At 70.9% G+C, this 23,771-nt stretch carries 19 protein-coding genes; 8 read left to right on the forward strand and 11 right to left on the reverse strand.

Annotated features, from left to right (window positions below; genetic code table 11):
* Window positions 1-8 precede the first annotated feature (8 nt).
* The 4 genes from ACLQ25_RS08235 to ACLQ25_RS08250 are packed head-to-tail and all read right to left on the reverse strand — an operon-like array spanning window position 9 to window position 3,251.
* The gene (locus ACLQ25_RS08235; RefSeq protein WP_357133162.1) at window positions 9-635 is read right to left on the reverse strand and encodes a response regulator transcription factor; all 627 of its coding nucleotides are present in this window, start codon (window positions 633-635) and stop codon (window positions 9-11) included.
* Window positions 632-1,825: a sensor histidine kinase gene (locus ACLQ25_RS08240; RefSeq protein ID WP_425730336.1), complete on the reverse strand. Its 1,194-nt coding sequence runs from the start codon at window positions 1,823-1,825 to the stop codon at window positions 632-634. The genes ACLQ25_RS08235 and ACLQ25_RS08240 overlap by 4 nt, the downstream gene beginning before the upstream one ends.
* 53 nt (window positions 1,826-1,878) lie before the next feature.
* Window positions 1,879-2,331, reverse strand: a complete 453-nt coding sequence (locus tag ACLQ25_RS08245) for an ABA4-like family protein (RefSeq protein WP_425730296.1) — start codon at window positions 2,329-2,331, stop codon at window positions 1,879-1,881.
* On the reverse strand, window positions 2,328-3,251 hold the full coding sequence (locus tag ACLQ25_RS08250) for a hypothetical protein (RefSeq protein WP_425730297.1): 924 nt from the start codon (window positions 3,249-3,251) through the stop codon (window positions 2,328-2,330). Before ACLQ25_RS08250 ends, ACLQ25_RS08245 begins: the two co-directional genes overlap by 4 nt.
* Window positions 3,252-3,415: 164 nt before the next feature.
* Here ACLQ25_RS08250 and ACLQ25_RS08255 point away from each other — a divergent pair, with 164 nt between their 5' ends.
* Window positions 3,416-4,165: a glyoxalase gene (locus ACLQ25_RS08255; protein WP_425730298.1), complete on the forward strand. Its 750-nt coding sequence runs from the start codon at window positions 3,416-3,418 to the stop codon at window positions 4,163-4,165.
* A 37-nt stretch (window positions 4,166-4,202) separates the two neighbouring features.
* Here the strand turns inward: ACLQ25_RS08255 and ACLQ25_RS08260 are convergent, their stop codons facing one another.
* Window positions 4,203-5,450: an MFS transporter gene (locus ACLQ25_RS08260; protein ID WP_425730299.1), complete on the reverse strand. Its 1,248-nt coding sequence runs from the start codon at window positions 5,448-5,450 to the stop codon at window positions 4,203-4,205.
* 82 nt (window positions 5,451-5,532) lie between these two features.
* Between ACLQ25_RS08260 and ACLQ25_RS08265 the strand changes: the two genes are divergently transcribed.
* The gene (locus tag ACLQ25_RS08265; RefSeq protein ID WP_425730300.1) at window positions 5,533-6,417 is read left to right on the forward strand and encodes a LysR family transcriptional regulator; all 885 of its coding nucleotides are present in this window, start codon (window positions 5,533-5,535) and stop codon (window positions 6,415-6,417) included.
* Between the two features lie 36 nt (window positions 6,418-6,453).
* Here ACLQ25_RS08265 and ACLQ25_RS08270 read toward each other — a convergent pair whose 3' ends face one another.
* Both ACLQ25_RS08270 and ACLQ25_RS08275 read right to left on the reverse strand, forming a co-directional pair.
* Window positions 6,454-7,983, reverse strand: a complete 1,530-nt coding sequence (locus tag ACLQ25_RS08270; RefSeq protein ID WP_425730301.1) for a TROVE domain-containing protein — start codon at window positions 7,981-7,983, stop codon at window positions 6,454-6,456.
* Between the two features lie 519 nt (window positions 7,984-8,502).
* Window positions 8,503-9,216: a permease-like cell division protein FtsX gene (locus tag ACLQ25_RS08275; RefSeq protein ID WP_425730302.1), complete on the reverse strand. Its 714-nt coding sequence runs from the start codon at window positions 9,214-9,216 to the stop codon at window positions 8,503-8,505.
* Between the two features lie 51 nt (window positions 9,217-9,267).
* Here ACLQ25_RS08275 and ACLQ25_RS08280 point away from each other — a divergent pair, with 51 nt between their 5' ends.
* Window positions 9,268-9,390, forward strand: a complete 123-nt coding sequence (locus ACLQ25_RS08280) for a hypothetical protein (protein ID WP_425730303.1) — start codon at window positions 9,268-9,270, stop codon at window positions 9,388-9,390.
* Between the two features lie 42 nt (window positions 9,391-9,432).
* Here the strand turns inward: ACLQ25_RS08280 and ACLQ25_RS08285 are convergent, their stop codons facing one another.
* Window positions 9,433-9,843 carry an NUDIX hydrolase gene (locus ACLQ25_RS08285; RefSeq protein WP_425730304.1) on the reverse strand — a complete coding sequence of 137 codons (411 nt, stop codon included), beginning with the start codon at window positions 9,841-9,843 and terminating at the stop codon, window positions 9,433-9,435.
* A 40-nt stretch (window positions 9,844-9,883) separates the two neighbouring features.
* Window positions 9,884-10,390 (reverse strand): low temperature requirement protein A, encoded by a 507-nt coding sequence (locus ACLQ25_RS08290; protein ID WP_425730337.1) that lies wholly within the window; start codon window positions 10,388-10,390, stop codon window positions 9,884-9,886.
* Between the two features lie 129 nt (window positions 10,391-10,519).
* On the opposite strand from ACLQ25_RS08290, the gene ACLQ25_RS08295 reads away from it, so the two are divergent.
* From ACLQ25_RS08295 to nrfD, 4 genes are all read left to right on the forward strand, one after another.
* A complete protein-coding gene (locus tag ACLQ25_RS08295) occupies window positions 10,520-11,311 on the forward strand; it encodes a PrsW family intramembrane metalloprotease (RefSeq protein ID WP_425730305.1) in 792 nt (263 codons plus the stop codon).
* A gap of 147 nt (window positions 11,312-11,458) precedes the next feature.
* Window positions 11,459-14,734, forward strand: coding sequence for a formate dehydrogenase (fdh, locus tag ACLQ25_RS08300; RefSeq protein WP_425730306.1), 3,276 nt, complete (start codon window positions 11,459-11,461; stop codon window positions 14,732-14,734).
* Window positions 14,735-14,737: 3 nt separating this feature from the next.
* Window positions 14,738-15,781, forward strand: a complete 1,044-nt coding sequence (locus ACLQ25_RS08305) for a 4Fe-4S dicluster domain-containing protein (protein WP_425730307.1) — start codon at window positions 14,738-14,740, stop codon at window positions 15,779-15,781.
* Window positions 15,778-16,749 (forward strand): NrfD/PsrC family molybdoenzyme membrane anchor subunit, encoded by a 972-nt coding sequence (gene nrfD / locus ACLQ25_RS08310; RefSeq protein WP_425730308.1) that lies wholly within the window; start codon window positions 15,778-15,780, stop codon window positions 16,747-16,749. Before ACLQ25_RS08305 ends, nrfD begins: the two co-directional genes overlap by 4 nt.
* 12 nt (window positions 16,750-16,761) lie before the next feature.
* On the opposite strand, the gene ACLQ25_RS08315 is transcribed toward nrfD, so the two are convergent.
* Complete coding sequence (locus ACLQ25_RS08315; RefSeq protein ID WP_425730309.1) at window positions 16,762-18,318, reverse strand: OFA family MFS transporter; 1,557 nt, start codon at window positions 18,316-18,318, stop codon at window positions 16,762-16,764.
* A gap of 177 nt (window positions 18,319-18,495) precedes the next feature.
* Entirely contained in the window at window positions 18,496-19,050 is a 555-nt protein-coding gene (locus tag ACLQ25_RS08320; RefSeq protein WP_425730310.1) for a winged helix-turn-helix domain-containing protein, read from the reverse strand.
* A gap of 290 nt (window positions 19,051-19,340) precedes the next feature.
* Between ACLQ25_RS08320 and ACLQ25_RS08325 the strand changes: the two genes are divergently transcribed.
* Entirely contained in the window at window positions 19,341-23,747 is a 4,407-nt protein-coding gene (locus ACLQ25_RS08325) for a S8 family serine peptidase (RefSeq protein ID WP_425730311.1), read from the forward strand.
* Window positions 23,748-23,771: the final 24 nt, after the last annotated feature.

The following is a 23,771-nucleotide window of genomic DNA, read 5'->3' on the forward strand; positions in this document are numbered from 1 at the left end:
CGCCGGTCTCAGGCGCCGCGCGCGAACAGCGCGAGGCGTACCCGGTTGGGGCTGTCGGTCTTGGTCATGAGGCTCGTGATGTGGGTCTTGACGGTGGTCACGCCGATGTGGAGCCGCTCGGCGATCTCGGTGTTGGACAGGCCCTCGGCGACCAGGGTCAGCACGTCCTGCTCGCGGGCGGTCAGTCCGTCATGCTGGCGGGGCGGCGTGACGCGGGCCCGCACCGCCCGCTGGACGAGGCGGTGCAGAACCTCCGGGCTGAACGGGCTGTCGCCCGCGGCGGCCCGCCGGATGCCGTCCAGCAACTCGGCCGGCGGCGCGTCCTTGAGCAAAAAACCGCACGCGCCGGCGCTCAGGGCGGGGTAGAGGTGGTCGTCGTCGCCGAACGTGGTCAGCACCAGCACCCGGGTCGCGGGACGTTCGGCGAGGATGCGCCCGGTCGCGGTGATCCCGTCGACACCGGGCATCCGCAGGTCCATGACGACGACGTCGGGGACGAGCCGCGCCGCGAGGGTGACCGCCTCGCGGCCGTTGTCGGCCTCGCCGACGACCTCGATGTCGGTCTGCGCGTCGCACAGCATGCGCAGGCCCGCCCGGATGAGGTGCTGGTCGTCGACGAGCAGGACACGGATCACGCCGGCCTCCGGGTGGGTGTTCCGGGTGGGGCCGTGCGGGCCCGGGGAGCCGGCGTGGGCAGGGTGTTCGGCAGGACGGTACGCACCCGCCAGCCCGTACCGGTCGGACCCGCCTCCAGCCGGCCGCCGAGGACCTCGACGCGTTCGGCCATCCCGGTGACGCCGTGACCACCGCCGGCCGGCACCGTCGTCGACGGGCGGTCGCCGTCGACACCACCCCCGTCGTCGGTGACCTCCCAGTGCACGGCCCCGTCGCGGACCGCCACCATCAGGCGCGCCCGCGCGGACGTCCCCGCGTGACGTGCCACGTTGGTCAACGCCTCCTGGGTCAGCCGCAGCACCGCCAGACCCCGTACCGCGTCGAGTGAGCCGATCGCCGCGTCGACGTCGGCCTCCACGGTGATGCCGCTCTGGCGGGCCCGGTCGACGGCGGCGCCGAGCGCCGAGGGGAGCGCCGCGGGCTCGATCGCGGTCAGCGCGGCGTCACCGCGTACCCCGTCGGGGTCGCGCAGCACCGCGACCAGGCCGCGCAGCTCCGACAGGGCCGCGGTGCCCGTGCCGTGCACGTCGTCGAACACCTCGTCCACCCGTGGGTCGAGGCCGGTCAGGACGTGCCGGGCCACGCCGACCCGCAGCACCATCGACGCCACGTGGTGGGCGACGACGTCGTGCAGCTCGCGGGCGATGGCCGCGCGCTCGTCGGCGCGCGCGGCCCGGCCCTCCGACTCGCGGCGTCGCTGCTCGGCCAACGCCCGCTCCAACGCCTGCCGGCCCACCTCCCGGTTGGCTCGGATGACCAGGCCGAGCAGCACCGGGACGCCGACCTCCAGGCCCAGACCGACGACACCGGAGGCGACCTGGCGCAGCGGGTCGCCGATGCTGGCGGTCAGGTCGACCACGGTCAGCAGCCCGGCCGCCAGCCAGATCGTGCGGGCGCGACCCGCGAGCATGGCGACCTCGAGCAGAGCCCAACTCGCGCCCACCTGGTTGATGGTGAAGTCGTCGACGAGGCAGATCGCGACCGCCAGCAACGCCGCCTGCGCCACCAGGTTGACCACCGGCCGGCGGTACGCCACGAGCGCCACGGCGAATGCGGCCACCGCGAGGGTCCACTGTGTCGGCGAGGGCGCGGACGCTGAGTGGGGCACGAAGAGCAGGTAGCACAACCCGCTGAGGTCGAGCAGCGCCATCCGCACGCGCGCGTCCCGCGCGTCGAACAGCCGCCCCCACCGCCCCACGATCGTCAGCCTAGGTGCTCGGTGTCGACGGCCGTGACCGCCGGTCGCGGCCACCTGGCCCGTACGCCCAGGTAGGCGGCTAGGCCGAGCGGCCCGAGCAGGATGGTCAGCAGCAGCACCGGTGCCATGACCAGCGCCGGTACCCCCCGTTCCCGGCTGTCCAACCACGCCCAGCGGCCCACGAACAGGTCGAACGCGATCATGTGCGCCCAGCCGGCCGCCGCGCCGTCGGGTGTGCCGAGCAGCTCCCGCACCCCGTCGAGGGTCGGCGACGCGACGGCGGGCAGCACCGTGCCGAACGCCGGCACCACCAGCAGCGCGTAGATCACCACGACCGGCAGCACGATCAGCGGCGAGCCGACGATCCGGGCCGTCCACGACCAGCGTGGCAGCAGGATCATCAGTGCCCAGAACGGCGCGGCCAGCGCGAACGTCAGCGAGAACAGCGCCCCGGTCATGCCGCGAGCACCAGCTCCGGGCGGCGGCGCGCGAGCACCAGGCCGGCGGCGGCCACGGTCGCGACCATCAGCGCCGCGACGACGGCCAGGGTGAGGGCGTCCGGGCGCAGCAGCGGCTGCCCGCGCAGGGCCTGCCAGGTCAACACCAGAGTGAGTACGCCGTACGCCGTGCCCGCGACGACCAGCAGCCGAATGCGGGTCCGCGCGTCGAGCCGGGACGCGTACCGGGTCAGCAGGATCCCCAGGAGCGGCAGGGCCTGCAGGGCGTGCAGCCCCACGAAGTGCCCGATCCGCAGGTCACCGCCGGTGGTGCTCCAACCGACCACGGGCAGCCCCGGCCCACCGTCGGCCACGCCCACACTGTGCGCCCCGGAGACGCCCTCGATGCCCGGGTCCTGCGTCGGAAGCACCATCGGCACGGCCGCGAGCATACCGAGCAGGGACAGGCCGAGCCCCCACCCGACGGCGGTCGCGGCGACCCGGTCGGGAATCCGTCGGATCAGCAGGACGACCGCGAGGACGAGGTGCGCGACGAACAGCACCATGATCGAGGCGCCCATCACCGCGAAGAGGATCGCGTTCAGCGGGGTGGTGTCGTTGAAGTGGCTCGTCGTACCCCGGATCACCTGAGCGACGATCACCACCATCTCCACCAGCGCCAGCGCGACGATGCTCGCCGCCGCCCACTCCGCGGCCCGGCTGCGACGCGGCAGCAGCGACAGCATCCACGCGAGCGTCGCGCCGTAGACGACGAAGGAGACCGCGAACTTGAACGGCTTGAGCCAGATCGGCGCCCCGGTGAGGACGCGGGGGTCGACGAGGATGCCGACGGCGGTGACGACGGCGAGCACCGCCGACGCGGCCACGAAGAGGGTCAGCGGGCGGTTCCAGTGCGCCGCCCGACGCAGAACGGTAGTCATGTCTGTAGATATTCGTGGCCGCCCCTCCCGTACGCGTCCGACCTCGGGCCCCGGTCGCGGCCCCGGGTCGGAGCTCGCCTCCTCCCTGGGTAGGAGGTGAGATCGGGCGCGATCCGCCGCCGATGCTGGCACAATGGCCGGCCTGCCGACCGGGGGAGTGAGCCGTGACGACCAGCGAGGACCGCGTCCAGCCGAACGAGACGACCGTGCCGCTGCTGCCCTGCCCGGCGCCCGAGGAGACCCTGGCGTTCTGGCGGGCCCTCGGCTTCGAGGTGACCTACGAGCAACTGCGACCGTACGTCTATCTGGCGTTCCGGTGGAGCGGCTTCGACCTGCACTACGGCCCGGCGCCGAAGGACCTCGACCCGGAGCGGGAGCAGTCCGGCGGCGCCCTGGTCATGGTCGACGCGGTCGCGCCGTACCACGCGGCGTTCGCCGACGCGATGCGCCGCGCGTACGGCAAGGTGCTCGTCAAGGGCCTGCCCCGGATGACCCGCTTCCGGGCGGGCGCGTCGCGGTTCAGCGTCGTCGACCCGTCGGGCAACACCATCGTCTTCATCCGCCGCGACGAGCCGAAGGACGTGGAGTACGGCGGGTCGTCCGAGCTTGAGGGCCTGGCCCGGGTGCTGGACAACGCGCGGATTCTGCGCGAGTTCAAGACCGACGACCGGGCCGCCTACCGGGCGCTCGACTCGGGGATGCGCCGCCGGGCCGAGGACGCCCCGGTGGTTGAGCAGGCGATGGCTCTGGCCGCGCTCGTCGAGTTGTCGGTGGCGCTGGGCAAGACCGACCGGGTGCCCGAGTGGGGGGCCCGGCTGCGCGCGCTGACGTTGACGGAGTCGGAGCGTACCCAGGTGGCGGCTTTTGTCGCGGACCCGGACCTGCTGGAACCCTTCTGGTCCGATCCACAGTGACCTGGTGGCCGGGGGCCGGGCACGGCCCCCGGCCAGCTCAGCGGTTGGCCCGGCTGCGGCGGAACAGCGCCGTCACGCCGGCCAGCAGGACGAGGAGCAGGCCGGTGAACCAGTTCATGGCCGTGATCGTGCTGACCGTGCGGGTGGCGATCCCGATGCCGAGGGCCGGCAGGCTCATCCCGAGGTAGGCGATGAGGAACAGCCCGGCCAGGGCCTCACCGCGCCGGGCCGGGGCGGCCATCGCCGCGACCGTGCCGACGGAGGCCTTGAACAGCACACCCGCGCCGACGCCGGCGAGCACGCCACCGAGCAGGAACGCGGTCAGGCTCGCGGTGTGCATCCCCACCAGCACGACGGGCACGCCGACGGCCTGCGCCAGCAACCCGAGCCGTACCTTCGCCGCGGCGGCCAGCCGGGTGGTGAGGCTCTGCGCCACGGCCGCGCCGCCGAACACGGCGAACACGACCGTGCCGGCCAGCGCCCGCGACGGCAGGTGCAGGGCGCCGGCGACGAAGCCCGGTGCCACGGAGGTGAACAGGCCGAACACGGCGAACGACGCGAAGCCGGCGGCGGTCGCCGCCACGTACCCGGCGGGGTCGCCGTGGTCGGTGCTGATCCGCTGCGGCCGGTAGGTGGGCCGGACCGGCCGCTCCAACACGGTCTCCGGTGTCGCCGCGACCGCCACGAGGCTGACAGCCAGCAGCACGGCGAACACCAGGTACGGGGTGCGCAGCGGCGCGTGGACGTACTGGGCGAGGACGCCCGCGACCAGCGCGCCCACGCCGAGGCCGCCGATGTTCGCGGCGGTGGAGACCACCTCGAAGCGCTGCCGGGACGCGTCGGGGCGGTGTGCCGCGTGCAGCTCCTGGAGGTACGCGGTGGCGGTCGCGGTGATCATGCCGATGCCCAGCCCGCTCACCAGGCGGGCGACCAGCAGCACCGGCAGGGACGTGTCGCCCAGGAACAGCGCGGCGGCGACCAGTTCCAGGGCCAGCGCCGGGATGAGGATCTTCTTGCGGCCGACCCAGTCCGACACGTGCCCCGCGAGCAGCAGGCTGATCACCACACCCACCGCGTACGCCGCGAACACGATCGTGACCGTGAACGTGGAGAAGCCGTCCCGCGCCATGTAGAGCGGGTACAGCGGGGACGGCACGGTGCAGAACGCCATCGCGGTGAGGAACGCCAGGGCGATCGCCCAGAAGCCACGGCCGTGGCGGGACGATCCTTCGCCGGGGCCAGCCGGGGCCACGGGCTGTCGGGAGGGCAGGGTCGTTGACGACATGAGCCCACTGTCACCCGAGCCGATCATCACGTCCAACGAAAGTTGACGCTAGTCACCATCGCTGCGAGTGATACTTGGGGGCGTGGAACTGCGTCAGCTCGAGTACTTCGTCGCGGTGGCCGAGGAGCAGAACTTCACCCGCGCCGCCGCCCGCCTGCACGTCGTCCAGTCCGCCGTATCGGCAGCCGTGAAGACGCTCGAACGCGAACTGGGCGCACCGTTGCTGGACCGCAACTCCAAACGCGTACTCCTGACCGACGCCGGCGTCGCACTGCTACCGCGCGCCCGCATCGCCCTCGACGCGGCCCGCGACGCCCGCGACGCGGTCGCCGAGGTGCACGGCGGCCTCCGGGGCACCCTGCGCATCGGCACCATGACCTCGACCAGGCTCCTGCACCTGCCGGCCCTGCTCGGCGAGTTCCACCGCCGGCACCCCGGGGTGCTGCTGCACACCAGCGTCGCGCCGTCCGGCTCCCAGGGGCTCATCGACGCGCTCACCGAGCGCCGGCTCGACCTCGCGTTCGTCTCGCTTCCCGGCACGCCACCGGCGGAGATCCACCTCACCGAGTTGGCCCGGTCGGTGATCGACCTCGTGGTGCCGGACGGTCACCCGCTCGCCCCCAGCGAGGCGGTGTCGCTGCGCGACCTCGCCGGTCTCGACTTCATCGACTCCCCGATCGGCTACGGCAACCGCGCCGTCACCGACCGGGCGTTCGCCACCGCCGGCCTGGCCCGGCGCGTCACCATCGAGATCCCCGACATCGCCACCGGCGCCGACCACGTCCGGCACGGTCTCGGTATCGCCCTGCTGCCCCGCTTCGTCGTCGCCGACGCTCCCGGAGTACGCACCCTGACCGTCACCGACGCCGACCTGGACTGGACCGCGTCGCTGGCCACGCCCGTGGACCGCCCGCTCGGCGCCGCCGCCCGCGCCCTCATCGCCCTGACCGGCGAGTTCCTGCCCTGACTCGCGCCGCGGGGCAGGCGGGCCCCGCAGCGCGAATCAGAAGGGCCACTGCTCGTCGGACCCGGCCTCGATCAGCGGGATCATCGCGAACGCGGCGTCGGACAGCCCGCCGAAGGTGTGTCGCCTGGTCGCCGTCGAGGTGTGCCCGACCCGGTATCCGGCCAGGTTCCAGGTGTACACGGGCACCTCCGCCGGCACCGACGCGGCCACATCCGCCGACCCGTGCCAGTGCGCCTGCTCGTCGGTGAGGATGATCAGCCGGTCGTGTGCGCCGAAGTGCTCCCGGACCGCCTTCTCGGTGTCGGTTCCCCGGCCGATGAAGTAGCCGCCGTCCTTGAACCGCCGCACCGCCGCGAGGACCGACTCGCCCGCCACCGAGGGGAACACCCGGCCGTGATCGGAGAACGACACCACGGTGGCCGCCTGCGCGCGGGCGGCCAGCGCGAGGCCGAACACCGTGGCGGCGTCCCAGCAGCGCAGCGTGCCGTCCTTGCTGAACGCGCTCTGCATCGAGCCGGACGTGTCGATGAGGATCAGCGTCCGTTCGTCCAGCGTGGGAACGTTCGCGAGGGTGTGCTGCAAGGCCTTCTCCAGGTGGTACGCCCAGCGCAGGCTCGGTGCCGCGTTGTACGCCGACAGGAAGCGCATCGGCAGTACCCGCGACGTCGCCACCTGCGCCGGGTCGGAGAGCTTGGCCGCCACCGTCTCCGCGACGGCGTCGCCGACTCCGGCCCGGTCGAAGTTGCGCAGGTTACGCAGCAGCGCCAGGTAGCCCATCGTCGGGATGACGGACTCCCACGCGGCCGCGTCCATCGCCCTCTGTCGCCAGCCGGCCAGGGCCTCCCACGTCATACCCGCCTCGTCCAACAAGGCCTGGTCGGAGACCTCCCCGCGCTGCTCGACCGGCATCGCCATGAGCGCGTCCCGCGCCCTCAGCATCCGCAGGGACTCCGGGACCGGGTTGTCCCGGTGGTGCCGCCGATCCAGCGCGTGCCGGAACAGGTCACCCTGTCGCTCGTCCCTGGCGGTGGGGTGGGTCAGGTCGAGGACGTCACCGAAGCGCACCTGACGGCCGACGGAGTCGTACTTGAGCAGGCTCCGCTCGGTGTAGAGCCGGACCGCCGCGTCGGCGATGCCCCGCTTCACCGGCTTGGGCAGTGCCCGGCCGTGACGAGCCAGCCAGTACGCGAGCGCCTCGCCCGGCTCGTCGGCACGCTGCAACGCCGCGTCGACGACCCCGCGCGAACCCGGTATGCCGACCGCCACCTGGGCACGGGCACCCTCGAGGGCCGCCACCACGGACGCGGAGCGCATCATCGCGCCGGTCCGGAGCCACGACACGAACCGGCCGAACCAGTCGGGGTCAGCGACGGCGACCGTGGCGATCAGGTCCCGGAAACGGGCGTCCCGATCGGTGGAGCCCTCGTAGAAGGCGGCCTCGCCAACCATGTTCGAGACACCGAGAAGGAACAGTTCGAGGCGCGGCTCACGGACGAAACCGGGCGCGCCCTCGGCGGTCACCGGCCGCTGCTTGCTCGTGCGCGGCTTGAGGTTGAACTTGGCCATGACGTCCCCCATGTGGTCGCGCTTCCCGAGATCGAGGTCGGCGACGGAGGTCCTTCGCCGGGGCCGGAACCCCTCCAGATGTAACCGTCGCCTGCGCACCGGGAAGTGCGGTCACGACCGTAGCGGCGGCGGCGCCGGGCGGGCAACGGAGTTTGTGATCACGTTACGAGCGCCCGGCGTACGCGCCGCACGCCCGAGATCTCAAGTGGACACGGCGTTAGCGGGTTCGAACCGCAGGCCCTTGCAGGGCCGTTACCAGAAGTAGCCGTATCCGTCGCACCGGCGTGCGGCGAGCGCACCTCCCGAGATCGAAGCGGCGACGGCGACCGGCCCTTGCGGGCCAAGGTGACCTCGGCCGCTGGTCGACGCCACCCGAAGTGGCGGTAGGATTTGAACCTACGTCTCCCCGTTTGAAGCGGAAGTAGCCGTTGCCTGCGCACCGGGAAGTGCCCCACGACGGTAGGCCCGCGTCGACACGCCGACAACCCCGTTTCGCAGCCACGTCGAGGGGGCCCGTGGCTACAGTATCGCCAGTGGGACGAGCTGCACGGTGTCGACGCCGTCGAGTTTCCTCAGCTCGGACACTCCCGCGCCCTTCTTGTCCAGGGGCATCTCGAACCGCCAGGACTCGTGTCCCATCTGCGGATCGAGCTGCGTGGGCAGGTCGCCCTTGCCCTGGCAGCGCTCACGCAGACGTTCGTACGCGGCGGCCCGGTCCTCGAAGTGGACCGACCGGGCGGTCGGCAGCGCCCGTACCGCCTGCTCCACGGCCGTCCGCTGCTCGCCGGTAGCGGACGGCTTCAGCCGAACGACGATCCCGATCCGCGAGGGCAGGGGATCGACGTCCGCGACCTTGAGGACGACATCCGTGACGCCCGCGACGTCGGCCATCACCAGCTCGACCGCCTCGGCGATCGGCGCGTCGGTGAGCGTGGCGTGGAACAGCTCCGGCACGTACTCCGGTTTGATCTCCGCCAACAGCTCGGGGCTGTCCTTCAGCGCCTCCTTCTCGCGCGCGTACGCCTGCTCGCGGTTCTCGAACGTCACCTGTTCGACGCTGGGCATCGACCTCAGCCGCTGTTCCACGGCGGTCTTCCGGTCCGCCGTGATGTCCTGTTCCACAAAGACGGTCAGGGCGACCTTGGTGAACTCCGCGGGCTTCGGTGGCTTCGAGGTGCAGGCGGACACGCCGAGTAGGAGGACCAGTGCCAGGGGTGGGGCGAGGCGACGCATGGGCGGAGATCGTAACGATCATTCGCGGGCGCCGCTGTCCATTGTCGGCCGATGCCCCTGCCGTACGGGACGGGCGAGCGACTGTTCGCGCCGGGGGCACGGGCCGACTTCCGCTTCGGCGCGGTGGAACCCGTCGAGGCGGGCGCGTTCACCGTGCTGCGCCGCGACCGCTGAGCACCGTTGCAGAGCCTCGGGGATGCTTGGCCGAACCCTGGATCAGGCGTCCCCGAGGTGCATCGACAGCACCGCCACGGTCGAGACCGCCAGCTCACGATCGAACACTTCGTCGCGTGGGACGAAGACCATGGCCTGCCCCTCGCCGAGCAACACGTCCTCCTGCCGCGCGGTGGTGGCGCCACGGAACACGTGCACCGTCACCGTGTGCGGGAAGCCGGCCTCGTACGGACGTGGGCCGCTCCACAGCAGGTGCAGCTCGCCGGCTGTCAGGCCGGTCTCCTCCAGCAGCTCGCGGCGAGCTGCCTGCTCGGGCGACTCGCCGGGCTCAAGGTGGCCGCCGGGAAGGCTCCACTGGTTCGGCGAGACGGGCGCGTGCTCGTCACGATGCTGCATGAGCACGGCCCCGGACGGATCGACGAGCAACACGAGGGCGACGTCGTAGGTGGCCACCACGAGACCATTCCACCCTGACCGGCTCCTGTCACGCTGGTCATTCGCTTCGCGGCTCGACGTGGCGATGTGCCGTTGAGCGGTATGCCTCAGAGGTATGAATATGACTCTGAGGCATACCGCTCACCACCGCATCCGTCCGTACTGAGCCGAAGATCACGTATTCGAAGCCGACACGGCCCAGCAGGAACAGAGCGGGACCGCCGATGATGCCGGCGATCCAGGGCGCTGGCGTGTGCGCGGTGGGACGGTCCATGGCCAGCGTGAAGCCGACCGCCGCGAGGAGAGTCCCGGCGACCATGGTCATGTGGGCGTACGCCGACCACTGGCTGAGCCGGTGGGGGTCGCGGGCGGTGTTGATGGCCGGCCCGAGCTGGCTCCTCAGGAAGACGCCGAACATGACCAGCACGACGTACCACTGGACCGGGGCGTGCTGCGGATCGAACTGGTCGGTCATCCACGCCGTCAGGATCCAGACCCACCACAGCGCCAGCAGCAGCACGAGCGCCTCGAACCCACCCTCCAGGGTGAGGTCGTTGACCAGCAGGTGAGAACGCCGGCTGCTTCGGAGCCTTCCGGTCGCGCAGCAGTGGCCGCTGCGGTGCGTGGCGAGTCATCGCAGTTATCTCAGCACCCTGGCTGGTCTTCGTAACCTGGATCCGCCAGACTCCCCGGTATGCGTGATCGTTCTCGCCGGTGGGCCTGGGTCGGTGTGCTCCTTGTCGGGCTGATCCTCTACATAGCGGTGCTGCGGACCCTGGTCAGCACCCAGAATCCGAATTTCGTGCCGGCGCTGATCCTGCTCGGCGCGACCCTGGCGCCCCTGACGTTCCTGACGTTCGCCCAGGCCCGTACCGGGCGGTGGCAGGTGCCGGCGTCGGTGCTGGTGACGTCGGCGTTCTTCGGTGGGGTGATCGGCACGGTGGTGGCCGGCACCCTGGAGTACGACACCCTGCGCGGCCTCGGCGCGCTGCCCATGCTGTTCGTGGCGTTGATCGAGGAGTCGGCCAAGCTGATCGTCCCCGTGGTGCTGTTGTTCACGGCCCTGGCCCAGCACCGCCGCCGGGTGCCGTCCGACGGCCTGGTCATCGGCGTGGCGGCCGGTATGGGCTTCGCCGCGCTGGAGACGATGGGGTACGCCTTCACCGCCCTGCTCAGCTCGAAGGGCAACATCGGCGCGGTGGAGCAGACCCTGTTCATCCGGGGGCTGACCGCGCCCGCCGGGCACACCGCCTGGACCGGGTTGACCGCCGGCGCGCTGTGGGCGCTGCTGGCCACCCCGAGCGTCCGCCGCCTGTTCGGCTTCCTGGGCACCTTCGTGGGCGTCGTCGTCCTGCACACGCTCTGGGACACCTTCACCGGCTCGTTCGTCTTCGTCGCCGTGGCGATCGTCAGCATCGGCTGGCTGCTCTGGGAGCTGCGCCGCTACCGGACCTTCGGCGACCATCTGGGTGTCGGGCATTCGTAGCCGACGTCCCCGTTCACCATGCCTCCCTCGGCCGCCGCGACCCGGCCGGGGGAGGCATTGCTCTGTTGATCCCGCTGCGGCGGGCCCGTCCGCTCATCTACTGTCGGAGTATTCATATTTTGGGTCTTTCGTCGGGAAGGTGCAGCGATGGGGGTGCGCCGCTGGATCGAGAGCTGGCCGCTCTATCGCCAGCTCAGCGGCACCGACCCGCTCGGTCGCGGCGCCGCCGCCAAGTCGGCCCGATCCCTGTCGCTGACCGCCCGCACCGAGACCGCTGAGAGTGTGGCGCGGTCGGTGTGTCCGTACTGCGCGGTGGGGTGCGGTCAGCGGGTGTTCGTCGCCAACGGGCAGGTCACGCAGATCGAGGGTGATCCGGACAGTCCGATCTCGCGGGGCCGGTTGTGTCCCAAGGGTGCGGCGAGCAAGAGCCTGGTCACCAGTCCGCTGCGCCAGACCACGGTCCGTTACCGCCGGCCGTACGGCACCGAGTGGGAGGACCTGGACCTCGACACAGCGCTCAACATGATCGCGGACCGGCTCCTGGCCGCCCGGGACGAGACCTGGGAGGACGTGGACGAGCAGGGCCGGCCGTTGCACCGGACGCTGGGCATCTCCAGTCTGGGTGGGGCGACGCTGGACAACGAGGAGAACTACCTCATCAAGAAGTTGTTCACCGCGATGGGGGCGTTGCAGATCGAGAACCAGGCGCGCATTTGACACTCCGCCACCGTCCCCGGTCTGGGGACCAGCTTCGGTCGCGGCGGCGCCACCCAGTACCAGCAGGACCTGTCGAACTCCGACGTGATCGTCATCCAGGGCTCGAACATGGCCGAAGCGCATCCGGTCGGGTTCCAGTGGGTGATGGAGGCCAAGCGTCGCGGCGCGAAGGTGTTCCACGTCGACCCGCGATTCACCCGCACGAGCGCGCTGGCGGACGCGTACCTGCCGATTCGGGCGGGCACGGACATCGCGCTGCTGGGTGGGGTGATCCGCTACATCCTCGACAACGAGCTGGACTTCCGCGAGTACGTCCTCGCCTACACCAACGCCGCCACCATCGTGACCGACGACTTCCAGGACACCGAGGACCTGCACGGGCTCTTCTCCGGCTTCGTCGAGGCGAACGCCAGCTACGACCAGAGCAGTTGGCAGTACGAGGGCGCCCCGGAGAACATCTCCACCCGGGACACCGAGACGCAGCGGGAGACGGCGGCCGGGCTGGAGCACGAGTCGCACGGTGCGCCGGTGGGTGGGCAGACCCAGCGGGACGAGACGTTGCAGCACCCCCGCTGCGTCTACCAGATCCTCAAGCGGCACTACGCCCGCTACACCCCGGAGATGGTGGAGCGGGTCTGCGGTATCCCGCAGGAGAAGTTCCTGGAGCTGGCGCGGGCGTGGACGGAGGACTCGGGCCGGGAGCGGACCGGAATGCTGGTCTACTCGGTGGGGTGGACGCAGCACAGCGTGGGTGTGCAGTACATCCGCGCCGGGGCGATCATCCAGCTCCTGCTGGGCAACGTGGGCCGTCCGGGTGGCGGGGTCATGGCGTTGCGCGGGCACGCCAGCATCCAGGGCTCGACCGACATCCCGACCCTGTTCAATTTGCTGCCCGGCTACCTGCCCATGCCCCACCACGCCGACCACCCGACCCTCGACGAGTGGATCGGCAGCATCGCCCATCCGGAGCAGAAGGGTTTCTGGGGCAACGCGCGCGCCTACGGGGTGAACCTGCTCAAGGCGTACTGGGGTGACGCGGCCACCGCCGACAACGACTACTGCTACGGCCACCTGCCCCGGATGACCGGCGACCATGGCACGTACCAGCAGGTGTTGGACATGATCGACGGGAAGATCAAGGGGTACTTCCTGCTCGGGCAGAACCCGGCCGTCGGTTCGGCGCACGGTCGGGCGCAGCGGCTCGGCATGGCGAACCTCGACTGGCTGGTCGTGCGGGACCTGTTCATGATCGAGAGCGCGACGTTCTGGAAGAACGGTCCGGAGATCGAGACGGGCGAGATCCTGCCGCGGGAGTGCCGGACCGAGGTCTTCTTCCTGCCGGCCGCGTCGCACGTGGAGAAGGAGGGCACCTTCACGCAGACCCAGCGGCTGTTGCAGTGGCGGGAGAAGGCCGTCGAGCCGCCGGGCGACGCCCGCTCCGAGCTGTGGTTCTTCTACCACCTCGGTCGCATCATCCGGGAACGCCTCGCGCGCTCGACCCGACCCCGCGACCGGGCGCTGCTCGACCTCACCTGGGACTACCCCACGCACGGTCCGCACGCGGAGCCCAGCGCCGAGTCGGTGCTGCGCGAGATCAACGGGTACGACGTGACGACCGGCCGACCCTTGGCGAGCTACACGGAGATGAAGGACGACGGCTCCACGGCGGGTGGCTGCTGGATCTACACGGGCGTGTACGCCGACGGCGTCAACCAGGCCGCCCGCCGCAAGCCCGGCGCGGAACAGTCCCTGGTGGCCCCCGAATGGGGTTGGGCCTGGCCGTCCAACCGGCGCATCCTCTACAACCGTGCCTCCGCCGACCCGGACGGCCGTCCGTGGAGCGAACGCAAGAAGTACGTCTGGTGGGACGCGGAGAAATCCGAGTGGACCGGCTACGACGTGCCGGACTTCGAGAAGACCAAGGCGCCCTCGTACCGGCCCCCGCCGAACACCCCGGGCGTCGCGGGCATCGCGGGCGACGACCCGTTCATCCTCCAGGGCGACGGCAAGGGTTGGCTGTACGCGCCCAGCGGCGTCCTGGACGGGCCGATGCCCACCCACTACGAGCCGGTCGAGTCGCCGGTGCGCAACCCGCTCTACCGCCAGCAGGCCAACCCGACCCGCAAGGTCTACATCCATCCGATCAACAACCTCAACCCGAGCCCGCCGGAGCAGCACAGCGACGTCTTCCCGTACGTCTTCACGGTCAGCCGGCTCACCGAGCATCACACGGCCGGTGGGATGAGCCGGACCGTGCCGCACCTCGCCGAGCTGCAACCGGAGATGTTCGTCGAGGTGTCGCCCGAGTTGGCCGTGCACCGGGGACTGATCCACCTGGGTTGGGCGCACCTGGTCACCACCCGCGCGGCCATCGAGGCACGGGTCCTGGTGACCGACCGCGTGACGCCCCTGCGGGTGGACGGTCGGATCCTGCACCAGGTGTGGCTGCCGTACCACTTCGGGTTCGAAGGTCTGGTGACCGGCGACTCGGCCAACGACCTGTTCGGCATCACCCTCGACCCGAACGTCCTCATCCAGGAGAGCAAGGTCGGTACGTGCGACGTACGCCCCGGCCGTCGGCCGAGAGGCCAGGACCTGCTGGATCTCGTCCTGGACTACCGGCGGCGGTCGGGCAATTTGAGCCACCGCTATCCGCCGCTGGTCACGACGGACGTCGCCGACAGCAGCAGCGACCAGGAGGACTGAGCGATGCCGCATGCCAACGCCCTGTACGGGCCGCTCGATCCGGCGCCGGACGCGGGGTATGTGGACCCGCCGGAGCGGATGGGGTTCTTCACCGATACGAGTGTGTGTATCGGGTGTAAGGCGTGTGAGGTGGCGTGCAAGGAGTGGAACGGCGTTCCGGGGAGTGGTCTGGATCTGTTGGGGATGTCGTATGACAACACGGGTGCGTTGACGGCGAACTCGTGGCGGCACGTGGCGTTCGTGGAGCAGCCGCGCCGGCTCGGCGGGGCCTCCCCGGCGTTCGCCGGTTACCCGGACGGGCCGGCGGTCAGCCCGGCGACGGCGGCCGTCGGGGCGCGGACCGTCGCCGACACCGGCACGGACCCGGGTCTGCCGCCTGGCTCGCCGGGCGCGGCGACCCGCATGTCGGGCGGCCCGGAGTTCCTGGGTATGCCGGGTGCGCAGCCGCCGGGGCGGGGCACGGGCGCGGAGGGCCGGTCGGACTTTCGGTGGTTGATGATGTCGGATGTGTGTAAGCACTGCACGCATGCGGCTTGTTTGGATGTGTGTCCGACGGGGTCGTTGTTCCGGACGGAGTTCGGGACGGTGGTGGTGCAGGAGGACATCTGCAACGGGTGTGGGTACTGCATTTCGGCGTGTCCGTACGGGGTGATCGATCAGCGTAAGGGTGATGGTCGGGCGTGGAAGTGCACGCTCTGCTACGACCGGTTGGGTGTGGGGATGACGCCGGCGTGTGCGCAGGCGTGTCCGACGGAGTCGATTCAGTACGGGCCGCTTGAGGAGTTGCGGGAGCGGGCGGCGGTGCGGGTGGCGACGTTGCATGGTCGGGGTGTTCCCGAGGCCCGGTTGTACGGGCATGATCCGGACGATGGTGTGGGTGGTGACGGGGCGTTCTTCCTGTTGTTGGACGAGCCCGAGGTGTACGGGCTGCCACCGGACCCGGTGGTGACGACCCGGGACCTACCGGCGATGTGGAAGCGCGCCGGTCTTGCCGCGTTGACGATGGCCGCCGTCACGGTCGGCGCGTTCCTCGGCAGGCGGCCATGACCCGCGAGCAGCTGACCGTGCCACCGGCCGACTTCAGCTCCTACTACGGTCGGCCGATCCTCAAGGCGCCGGTGTGGAAGCGCGACATCGCCGGATACCTGTTCACCGGTGGCCTCGCCGCCGGCGGCGCCCTGATCGGCGCGGGCGCCCAACTGACCGGCCGTCCCGAGCTGCGCCAGGTGGGCCGCTGGACGGCCTTCGGTGGCATCCTCGCCAGCGCGTACCTGCTGGTGCACGACCTCGGTCGGCCGGCGCGGTTCCACCACATGCTCCGGGTCGCCAAACCGACCTCGCCCATGTCGATGGGCACCTGGATCCTCACCGCGTTCGGCCCGGCCGCCGGGGTGGCCGCGTTCGCCGAACTCGCGCCACGGCTGCCGCGGCACGGTGTGCTGGGCCTCGCCCGTCGGCTGGCGCCCGGCGTCGGTGACATCGCCGGTCTCGCCGCGGCGGCCACCGCTCCGGCACTGGCCACGTACACCGGGGTCCTGCTCGCCGACACCGCCGTACCGGCCTGGCACGACGCGTACCCCGATCTGCCGTTCGTCTTCGGCGGCAGCGCGCTCGTCGCGGCCGCCGGGGTCGGCCTCATCGTGGCGCCCCCCGCCGAGACCGCCCCGCTGCGACGGCTCGCCGTCGCCGGCGCGGCCATCAAGCTGGTCGGCGGTCACCGGATGGAGCGGCTGCCGGTCACGGGCGAGCCCTACCGCAGCGGTCACAGTGGTGGCCTGGTCCGGGCGGGCAACGTGTTGATCAGCGTCGGCGCGGTCGCCGCGTTGCTCTCCCGACGTAGCCGGTTCCTGTCGGTGCTCGCCGGCGCGGCCCTGGTGGCCTCGTCGGTGGCTACCCGGTTCGGGATCTTCGAGGCCGGCTCGGTGTCCGCGTGCGATCCGAGGTACACGGTCGTACCCCAGCGGGACCGCCTCGCCGACGGCGGCCCGGCGCCGGCCGGCCGCCCCGCGCGGTGAGCGACGGCCGCCTCAGCCCGTGAACAGCTTCGCGGCCGTGCTGACGGTCTCGACGATGCCGTAGCCGAGCAGCACCGCGACGAGCAGCCACGACAGCCAGAGCCGCCCGGTCTGGTCGCCGACGTGTTCGGGCACCGGTGGGCTGCTCCGTGGGCCGAGGGCGACCGGCTCGGTGACGCTGGCCCGTGCCACGGGCGAGGCCGACCCCCGGTCCGGCTCGTGGAACCGGTCGGGGACGGCACGGACCAGCAGGTTGGCGACGAAGCCGATGGCGAGCACGCCGACCATGGTGAGCAGCGCGGGCCGGTACGCCGACGCGGTGAGCGTCCCGGGCTTGCCCTGGGTGTCGAGGATCCGGTTGACGATCAGCGGGCCGGCGATGCCCGCCGCCGACCAGGCGGTTAGCAGCCGCCCGTGGATGGCGCCGACCTGGAAGGTGCCGAACAGATCCCGCAGGTACGCGGGCATGGTGGCGAAGCCGCCGCCGTAGAAGGAGATGATCAGAGCGGCGATCAGTACGAAGAGCGCCGTCGCCGCGTGCCCGGCCACCGCGAGCAGCGCGTAGAGCACCATGCCGACACCGAGGTAGACCAGGTAGATGGGCTTGCGGCCGATCAGGTCGGACGTCGTCGACCAGACGAACCGGCCGGCCATGTTGAACAGCGACAGCACACCCACGAAGCCGGCCGCCGCCGACACCGACACGGCGGTGGACCCGTTGTCCCGGAAGAAGTCCTGGATCATCGGGCTGGCCTGCTCCAGGATGCCGATGCCCGCCGTGACGTTGCAGAACAGCACGATCCACAGCAGCCAGAACGAGCGGGTGCGTACGGCGTTGGACGCGGAGACGCTCGCCCTCGTCACCAGCGGTCGGGCCGCGACCCGATCGGGGTCGAACCCGGCGGGCCGCCAGTCGGGCGGCGGCACCCGCACGTTGAACGGACCGAACATCATGATCACGAAGTAGCCGATGCCGAACGTGACGAACAGTCCCACGAGGGCGGACCCGGACGCCACCGCCGCCGGGTTGGCCGGGTTGTAGTCGGGGTCGTAGAGCGACAGCAGTTGGCGCGCGAACGGACCGGCGACCAGAGCGCCACCCCCGAAGCCCATGATCGCCAGGCCGGTGGCGAGCCCCGGCCGGTCCGGGAACCACTTGATCAGCGTGGAGACGGGCGAGATGTAGCCGATGCCCAGTCCGATGCCGCCGATGACGCCGTAGCCGAGGTAGAGCAGCCAGAGTTGCTGGGTCGCGATGCCGAGCGCCCCGACCAGGAAGCCGGTGGCCCAGAAACAGGCGGAGACGAACATCGCCCGGCGCGGGCCGTTGCGCTCCACCCACCGGCCGCCCACCGCCGCCGACGATCCCAGCATGACGATGGCGATGCTGAAGATCGCCCCGATCGCCGTCTGGCTCGCGTCGAAGTGCGCGATGAGCGAGTTCTTGTAGACGCTCGTCGCGTAGACCTGACCGATGCACACGTGCACGGCCAACGCTGCGGTCGGGATGAGCCAGCGGCTGTATCCCGGGGGAGCGACGGTGTGCCGGGGATCGAATACCGACAGCATGGGCTCTCACCTCCTGCGGCTGAGCGGGCAGGCGGCGGGCGCGTCCGGCGTTCGCCGTTGATCGGCTGTAGTTCACGTTACGTGCTCGTACCGCGCGCCTCCCGGATACGGGGAAACGCGCTGACCCGGGCCGTTGCGGTCGGCCCGTGCTGAGGAACTGCCTGAATCAGGCAGCAGTCAGGCACGCCCGATCCGCGGGTCCTGCCGGTCCGTGAGCCGCAGCCCGACGCCACGGACCACTTCGATCGTGGCGCCGGTGCCGAGGACCACCAGCTTGCGCCGCAGCCGCTTCACCAGGGACTGGATGTCCGCCCGGTGCGCGCGCCCCTCGTCGTGCCACACCGACCGGTGCAGCTCGGCGTAGCTCCACACCCGGACCGGCTCGGTGGTGAGGCAGATCAGCAGGTCGTGTTCCAACCGGGTCAGGCCGACCTCGCGCGCTGCGTACCGGGCGGTGGAGCGGGCCGAGTCGACGACCAGGGCGGGGTGGGGCTCGGCCGTGGGCGTACGACCCGGCGGCGGCTCGGTCGGTGGCCCGGGGCGCTGCTGCGGCGCTCCGATCAGCCGGCGCAGCTCGTCGAGGTCGGCCACCAGCAGCAGCGGCGCGACCCCGTCGAGCCGTTCCGCGAGTCGGATGCGCTCGCGCGGTGACGGCGTCACCGCGATCAGCAGCGGAAACTCCTCGTCGGCCGGGTCGCCCCCGTCCAACGCCGCGTCGTCGGTCTCCGCCACCGCACCGCCTGGAATCGATGGGCATCCCTGCCCACCTATCGTCATGGTCCTGACAATGTTTGGCAAGCGCGTCACCAGCAGGGCAACCGGTAGCGACAAGATGCTCACAGCAAGTTCTTGATCGTCCTTTCCTCTCGATCATAGTGTCCACTCGGGCAACCGGCGTGACCCGCGCGGTGCATGGGGGAGGCATGAAGGGGTCCGTTCGCTCGGTTCCGTCGAGTGGATCTCGTGCACTTCCCACCGTGGCCCACGTACACCCCTGGGTCGTTCTGAGGAAGGCGGCACCGATGTTCAGACGTCCACAATGGAGACGCACGGCCAGGTCGGCGGTAAGCGCCGGCGCGGCGCTGGTCCTCGCCGCCACGTGCCTGGCCAGCTTCGGCTCCGGGGCGCAGGCCGCGCCCGGCTCGACGGGTACGGCCGTCGGGGACAAGATCCGGCCGGAACTCGCCAAGCAGTTCGAGGCCAAGAGCGCAGGGGACTTCTGGATTCGGTTCAAGGACCGCGCGGACCTGGGCAAGGCCAGCGCCATCAAGGACTGGACCAAGCGGGGCGCGGCCGTGGCGCAGGCGCTGCGGGACAGCGCCGCCGGGAGCCAGAGCAAGGTCCGCGCCGAACTCGACAGCTCGGGTACGAAGTACCAGAGCTTCTGGGCCACCAACGCCATCAAGGTGAACAGCGGCTCCCTGGCGATGGCCCAGCAGTTCGCCGCCCACAGTGAGGTCGAGGGCCTCTACGCCCCGGTGGCCTACGAGCTGCCGAAACTGACCAAGGGGACCGACGAGAAGACCGTCAACGCGGTCGAGTGGGGCGTCGCCAACATCAACGCCGACGACGTCTGGTCCCAGTACGGCGTCACCGGCGAGGGCGTCACCATCGCGAGCATCGACAGCGGTGTGCAGTACGACCACCCGGCCCTGGTGAACTCCTACCGTGGCAACAACGGCGACGGCACGTTCGACCACGACTACAACTGGTTCGACGCCGCCGGCACGTGCGACGGCGCGCCCTGCGATGACGACGGCCACGGTACGCACACCATGGGCACCATGGCCGGCTCCGCCGGCGCGAACCAGATCGGTGTCGCGCCCGGCGTCAAGTGGATCGCGGCGAACGGCTGCTGCCCCACGGACGAGGCGCTGATCGAATCCGGTCAGTGGATGCTCGAGCCGACCGACTCGAACGGCCAGAACCCGGACGCCAGCAAGCGCCCCAACATCATCAACAACTCGTGGGGCACCCGACTGCCGTCCAACGAGCCGTTCATGGAGGACGTGACCCTGGCCTGGGCCGCCTCGGGCATCTTCGGGGTGTTCTCCAACGGCAACAGCGGACCGGCGTGTCAGACCAGCGGTTCGCCGGGAAGCCTGGCCAGCAACTACTCGGCGGGCGCGTACGACGTCAACAACACCATCGCCAGCTTCTCGGCGCGCGGCGTCGGGCAGAACGGCGAGATCAAGCCCAACATTTCCGCACCCGGCGTGAACGTCCGGTCGAGTGTTCCCGGCAGCGGGTACGGCACCGCCAGCGGCACGTCGATGGCCGCACCGCACCTGGTGGGCGCGATCGCCCTGCTGTACTCGGGGGCACCCTCGCTGGTCGGTGACGTCGACGCGACGCGCGCGCTGCTCAACGGCACCGCGATCGACAAGGCCGACGACCAGTGCGGTGGCACCGCTGCGGACAACAACGTCTGGGGTGAGGGCCGGCTGGACGCCCTCGCGCTGCTCAACGCCGCCCCCACCGGCGACGTCGGCACCCTGGCCGGCACGGTCACCGACGCGGCCACCGGCGCCCCGATCGCCGGCGCGACCCTGACGCTCACCGGCCCGACCTCGCGCGAGATCACCACCGGCGCCGACGGCACGTACTCGAGCCTCGTTCCGACCGGTGACTACCAGGTCGTCGTGTCGGCGTTCGGATACGGCAGCGCCACGAAGACGGCGACGGTCACCAACCGCACGACCACGACGCTCGACGTCGCCCTGACGGCGGTGCCGCGCGTCAACGTCACCGGCTCGGTCACCGACGGCTCCGGCCACGGCTGGCCGCTGTACGCCAAGGTGACCGTGAGCGGCCCGGCGGGCGTGTACGACTACACGACCCCGTCGAACGGCCGCTACAGCATCACGGTGCCGTCCGGGCAGACGTACACCCTGACGTACGAGGTGCAGTACCCGGGCTATCAGAAGGTCACCAAGGAGGTCGTGGTCGGCACCCGCAACGTGACGGCCAACGTCGCGGTGCCGGTGGACACCACCAGGTGCACGACGGCCCCCGGCTACACGTTCGGCTCCGACGGCGAGTACGAGACCTTCGACGCGACGACCACCCCGGCCGGTTGGACGGTGGTGGACAACGTCGGCGGCGGCCAGGTGTGGAAGTTCACCGACGACGGCGGTCGGGGCAACCTGACCGGTGGCACCGGCAACTTCGCGATGATCGACAGTGACGACTACGGCGCGGGCAAGACCCAGGACAGCTCCCTGGTCAGCCCGGTCGTCGACCTGACTGCCGTCAGCGCCCCGGTCATCCGGTTCAACCAGGACTTCAACCAGCTCAACAACGACACCGCCGATGTCGACCTGAGCGTCGACGGGGGCGCGACCTGGACGAACGTCCTGCGGCAGGAGACCGACGTCCGGGGACCGAAGCTCACCGAGATCCCGATCCCGCAGGCGGCCGGCAAGTCGCAGGTCCAGGTGCGGTTCCACTACTACGACGCCAAGTACGACTGGTGGTGGGAGGTCGACAACGTCCTCATCGGCAGCCAGGTCACCTGCGTGCCGGTCGACGGCGGCCTGGTCGTGGGCAACGTCCGCGACAAGAACGACGACAGCTACCTCAACGGCGCCACCGTCACCAGCAACGACCGGCCCGCCGAGAAGGCGGTGACCGTGGCGACCCCGGACGACCCGGGGCTGCCGGACGGGTTCTACTGGATCTACTCGACGCTCACCGGTACCCACAAGTTCACCGCGACGGCCGGCAGCTACGTCAGCCAGAGCAAGCAGGTCGACGTCGAGCCGGACTGGGCGACGACCGCGAATTTCGTCCTCGCGGCCGGCCGCCTGTCGGTGGCACCCGCCGCGTTGAGCGCGACGCTCCAGATGCCCAGCGGCAAGGCGACCAGGACGTTCACCGTGACCAACACCGGCGGCGCCCCCGTCGAGGTCGCCTTCGGTGAGCGGGACGACGGCTTCGAGTTGCTGCGGGCCGACGGCTCGCGGGTGACCCGGCAGCAGGCGCTCGGCGCGGCCGGCGCGGCCGAGCAACGGCTGACGGTCCCGACCTCGGTCGCGGCCAGGTCGTCCGGCAAGGCGGCGACGGTGACGCCCGCGGCGGCCGGTCCGCAGGCCGCGCCGTGGACCGACATCGCCGACTACCCGGGCAACATCATGGACAACCGGGTGGTCACCCTGGACGGCAAGGTGTACTCGATCGGTGGTGGTGACGGAACCGCCTCCACCGCGAAGACCTACGCCTACGACCCGGTCGCGCAGGCCTGGACGGCTGCCGCCGACCTTCCCGGCGCTCGCAACGCGCTGACCGTAGGCGTGGTCGGCGGGAAGATCATCGCAACGGGCGGTTGGGGCGACTCCGGTCCGGACGCCGCCACCTGGTCGTACGACCCGGCGGCCAACACCTGGACCGAGCTGGCCGACAACCCCGCGCCACGGGCCGCGGCCGGGCAGGCGGTCGTCGACGGCAAGCTCTACGCGGTGGGCGGCTGCACGACCGCGGCCTGCGTGCCGATGTCGAACACCGTGGTCCGCTACACCCCCGGCACCGACACCTGGGAGGCGGTGGCCAACTACCCGAAGTCGGTGGCCTTCGCCTCCTGCGGCGGGATCGACGGCGTCCTCTACTGCACCGGTGGCAACGACGGCACCGCGGCGCAGAAGGCCAGCTACGCCTACGACCCGGGCGCCAACACCTGGACCGCGATCGCGGACGCGCCGACCGACAACTGGGCCAGCTCGTACGCGGTGGCCAGCGGCAAGCTGCTGGTCGTGGGCGGTTCGCAGGGCGGCGCCATCACCAACGCCGGATTCGCCTTCGACCCGGCCACCAGCTCGTGGTCGAACCTGCCGAACGCCAACACCGCCCGGTACCGGGGTGGCGCGGCGTGTGGCTTCTACAAGATCGGTGGCTCGTCCGGCAGCTTCAGCGCGGCGCCGGACAGCGAGGCGCTGCCGGGCTTCGAGGGGTGCGCCGAGGCGGCGGCCGACGTCAGCTGGATGACGATCGACAAGACCACGGCCACCCTCGCGCCGGGGGAGAAGGTCACGGTCACCGTCGGGTTGACCGCGAACGTGGACCAGCCGGGCACCTACTCGGCCGGAGTCACGATCCGGGAGAACACGCCGTACTCGGTGCCGCCGGTGGCGGTGACCATGATCGTCACGCCCCCGAAGACCTGGGGCAAGCTGATGGGTACGGTGACCGGGACGAGCTGCGCGGGCGCGACCGCGCCGATCGCCGGTGCGGTGGTGCAGGTCGACTCGTGGGCGATGTCGTTCACCTTCGCGACCGACGCCGCCGGTAACTACGCCTACTGGATGGACCGCCGGAACAACCCGCTCACGTTGATCGTCGCCAAGGACGGCTGGAAGCCCCAGACCCGTCAGACGAAGATCAACACCACCACTCCCACGGTGGAGAACTTCGGGTTGGCGCCGATCCGGTGCTGACACCGGAGCGCTGACGCAGTGATC

The organism is Micromonospora sp. DT44, from assembly GCF_049841635.1.
In the GTDB taxonomy this organism is placed as follows: Bacteria; Actinomycetota; Actinomycetes; order Mycobacteriales; family Micromonosporaceae; genus Micromonospora.

Excerpts from the sequence above, each read along its gene's own strand:
- ACLQ25_RS08315 (WP_425730309.1), bottom strand. The coding sequence starts at position 18,318 with ATGCTGTCGGTATTCGATCCCCGGCACACCGTCGCTCCCCCGGGATAC.
- ACLQ25_RS08305 (WP_425730307.1), top strand. The coding sequence starts at position 14,738 with ATGCCGCATGCCAACGCCCTGTACGGGCCGCTCGATCCGGCGCCGGAC.
- ACLQ25_RS08260 (WP_425730299.1), bottom strand. The coding sequence starts at position 5,450 with ATGTCGTCAACGACCCTGCCCTCCCGACAGCCCGTGGCCCCGGCTGGC.
- nrfD (WP_425730308.1), top strand. The coding sequence starts at position 15,778 with ATGACCCGCGAGCAGCTGACCGTGCCACCGGCCGACTTCAGCTCCTAC.
- ACLQ25_RS08325 (WP_425730311.1), top strand. The coding sequence starts at position 19,341 with ATGTTCAGACGTCCACAATGGAGACGCACGGCCAGGTCGGCGGTAAGC.
- ACLQ25_RS08295 (WP_425730305.1), top strand. The coding sequence starts at position 10,520 with ATGCGTGATCGTTCTCGCCGGTGGGCCTGGGTCGGTGTGCTCCTTGTC.
- ACLQ25_RS08240 (WP_425730336.1), bottom strand. The coding sequence starts at position 1,825 with ATGGCGCTGCTCGACCTCAGCGGGTTGTGCTACCTGCTCTTCGTGCCC.
- ACLQ25_RS08245 (WP_425730296.1), bottom strand. The coding sequence starts at position 2,331 with ATGACCGGGGCGCTGTTCTCGCTGACGTTCGCGCTGGCCGCGCCGTTC.
- ACLQ25_RS08280 (WP_425730303.1), top strand. The coding sequence starts at position 9,268 with ATGCCCCTGCCGTACGGGACGGGCGAGCGACTGTTCGCGCCGGGGGCA.
- ACLQ25_RS08270 (WP_425730301.1), bottom strand. The coding sequence starts at position 7,983 with ATGGCCAAGTTCAACCTCAAGCCGCGCACGAGCAAGCAGCGGCCGGTG.
- ACLQ25_RS08250 (WP_425730297.1), bottom strand. The coding sequence starts at position 3,251 with ATGACTACCGTTCTGCGTCGGGCGGCGCACTGGAACCGCCCGCTGACC.
- ACLQ25_RS08275 (WP_425730302.1), bottom strand. The coding sequence starts at position 9,216 with ATGCGTCGCCTCGCCCCACCCCTGGCACTGGTCCTCCTACTCGGCGTG.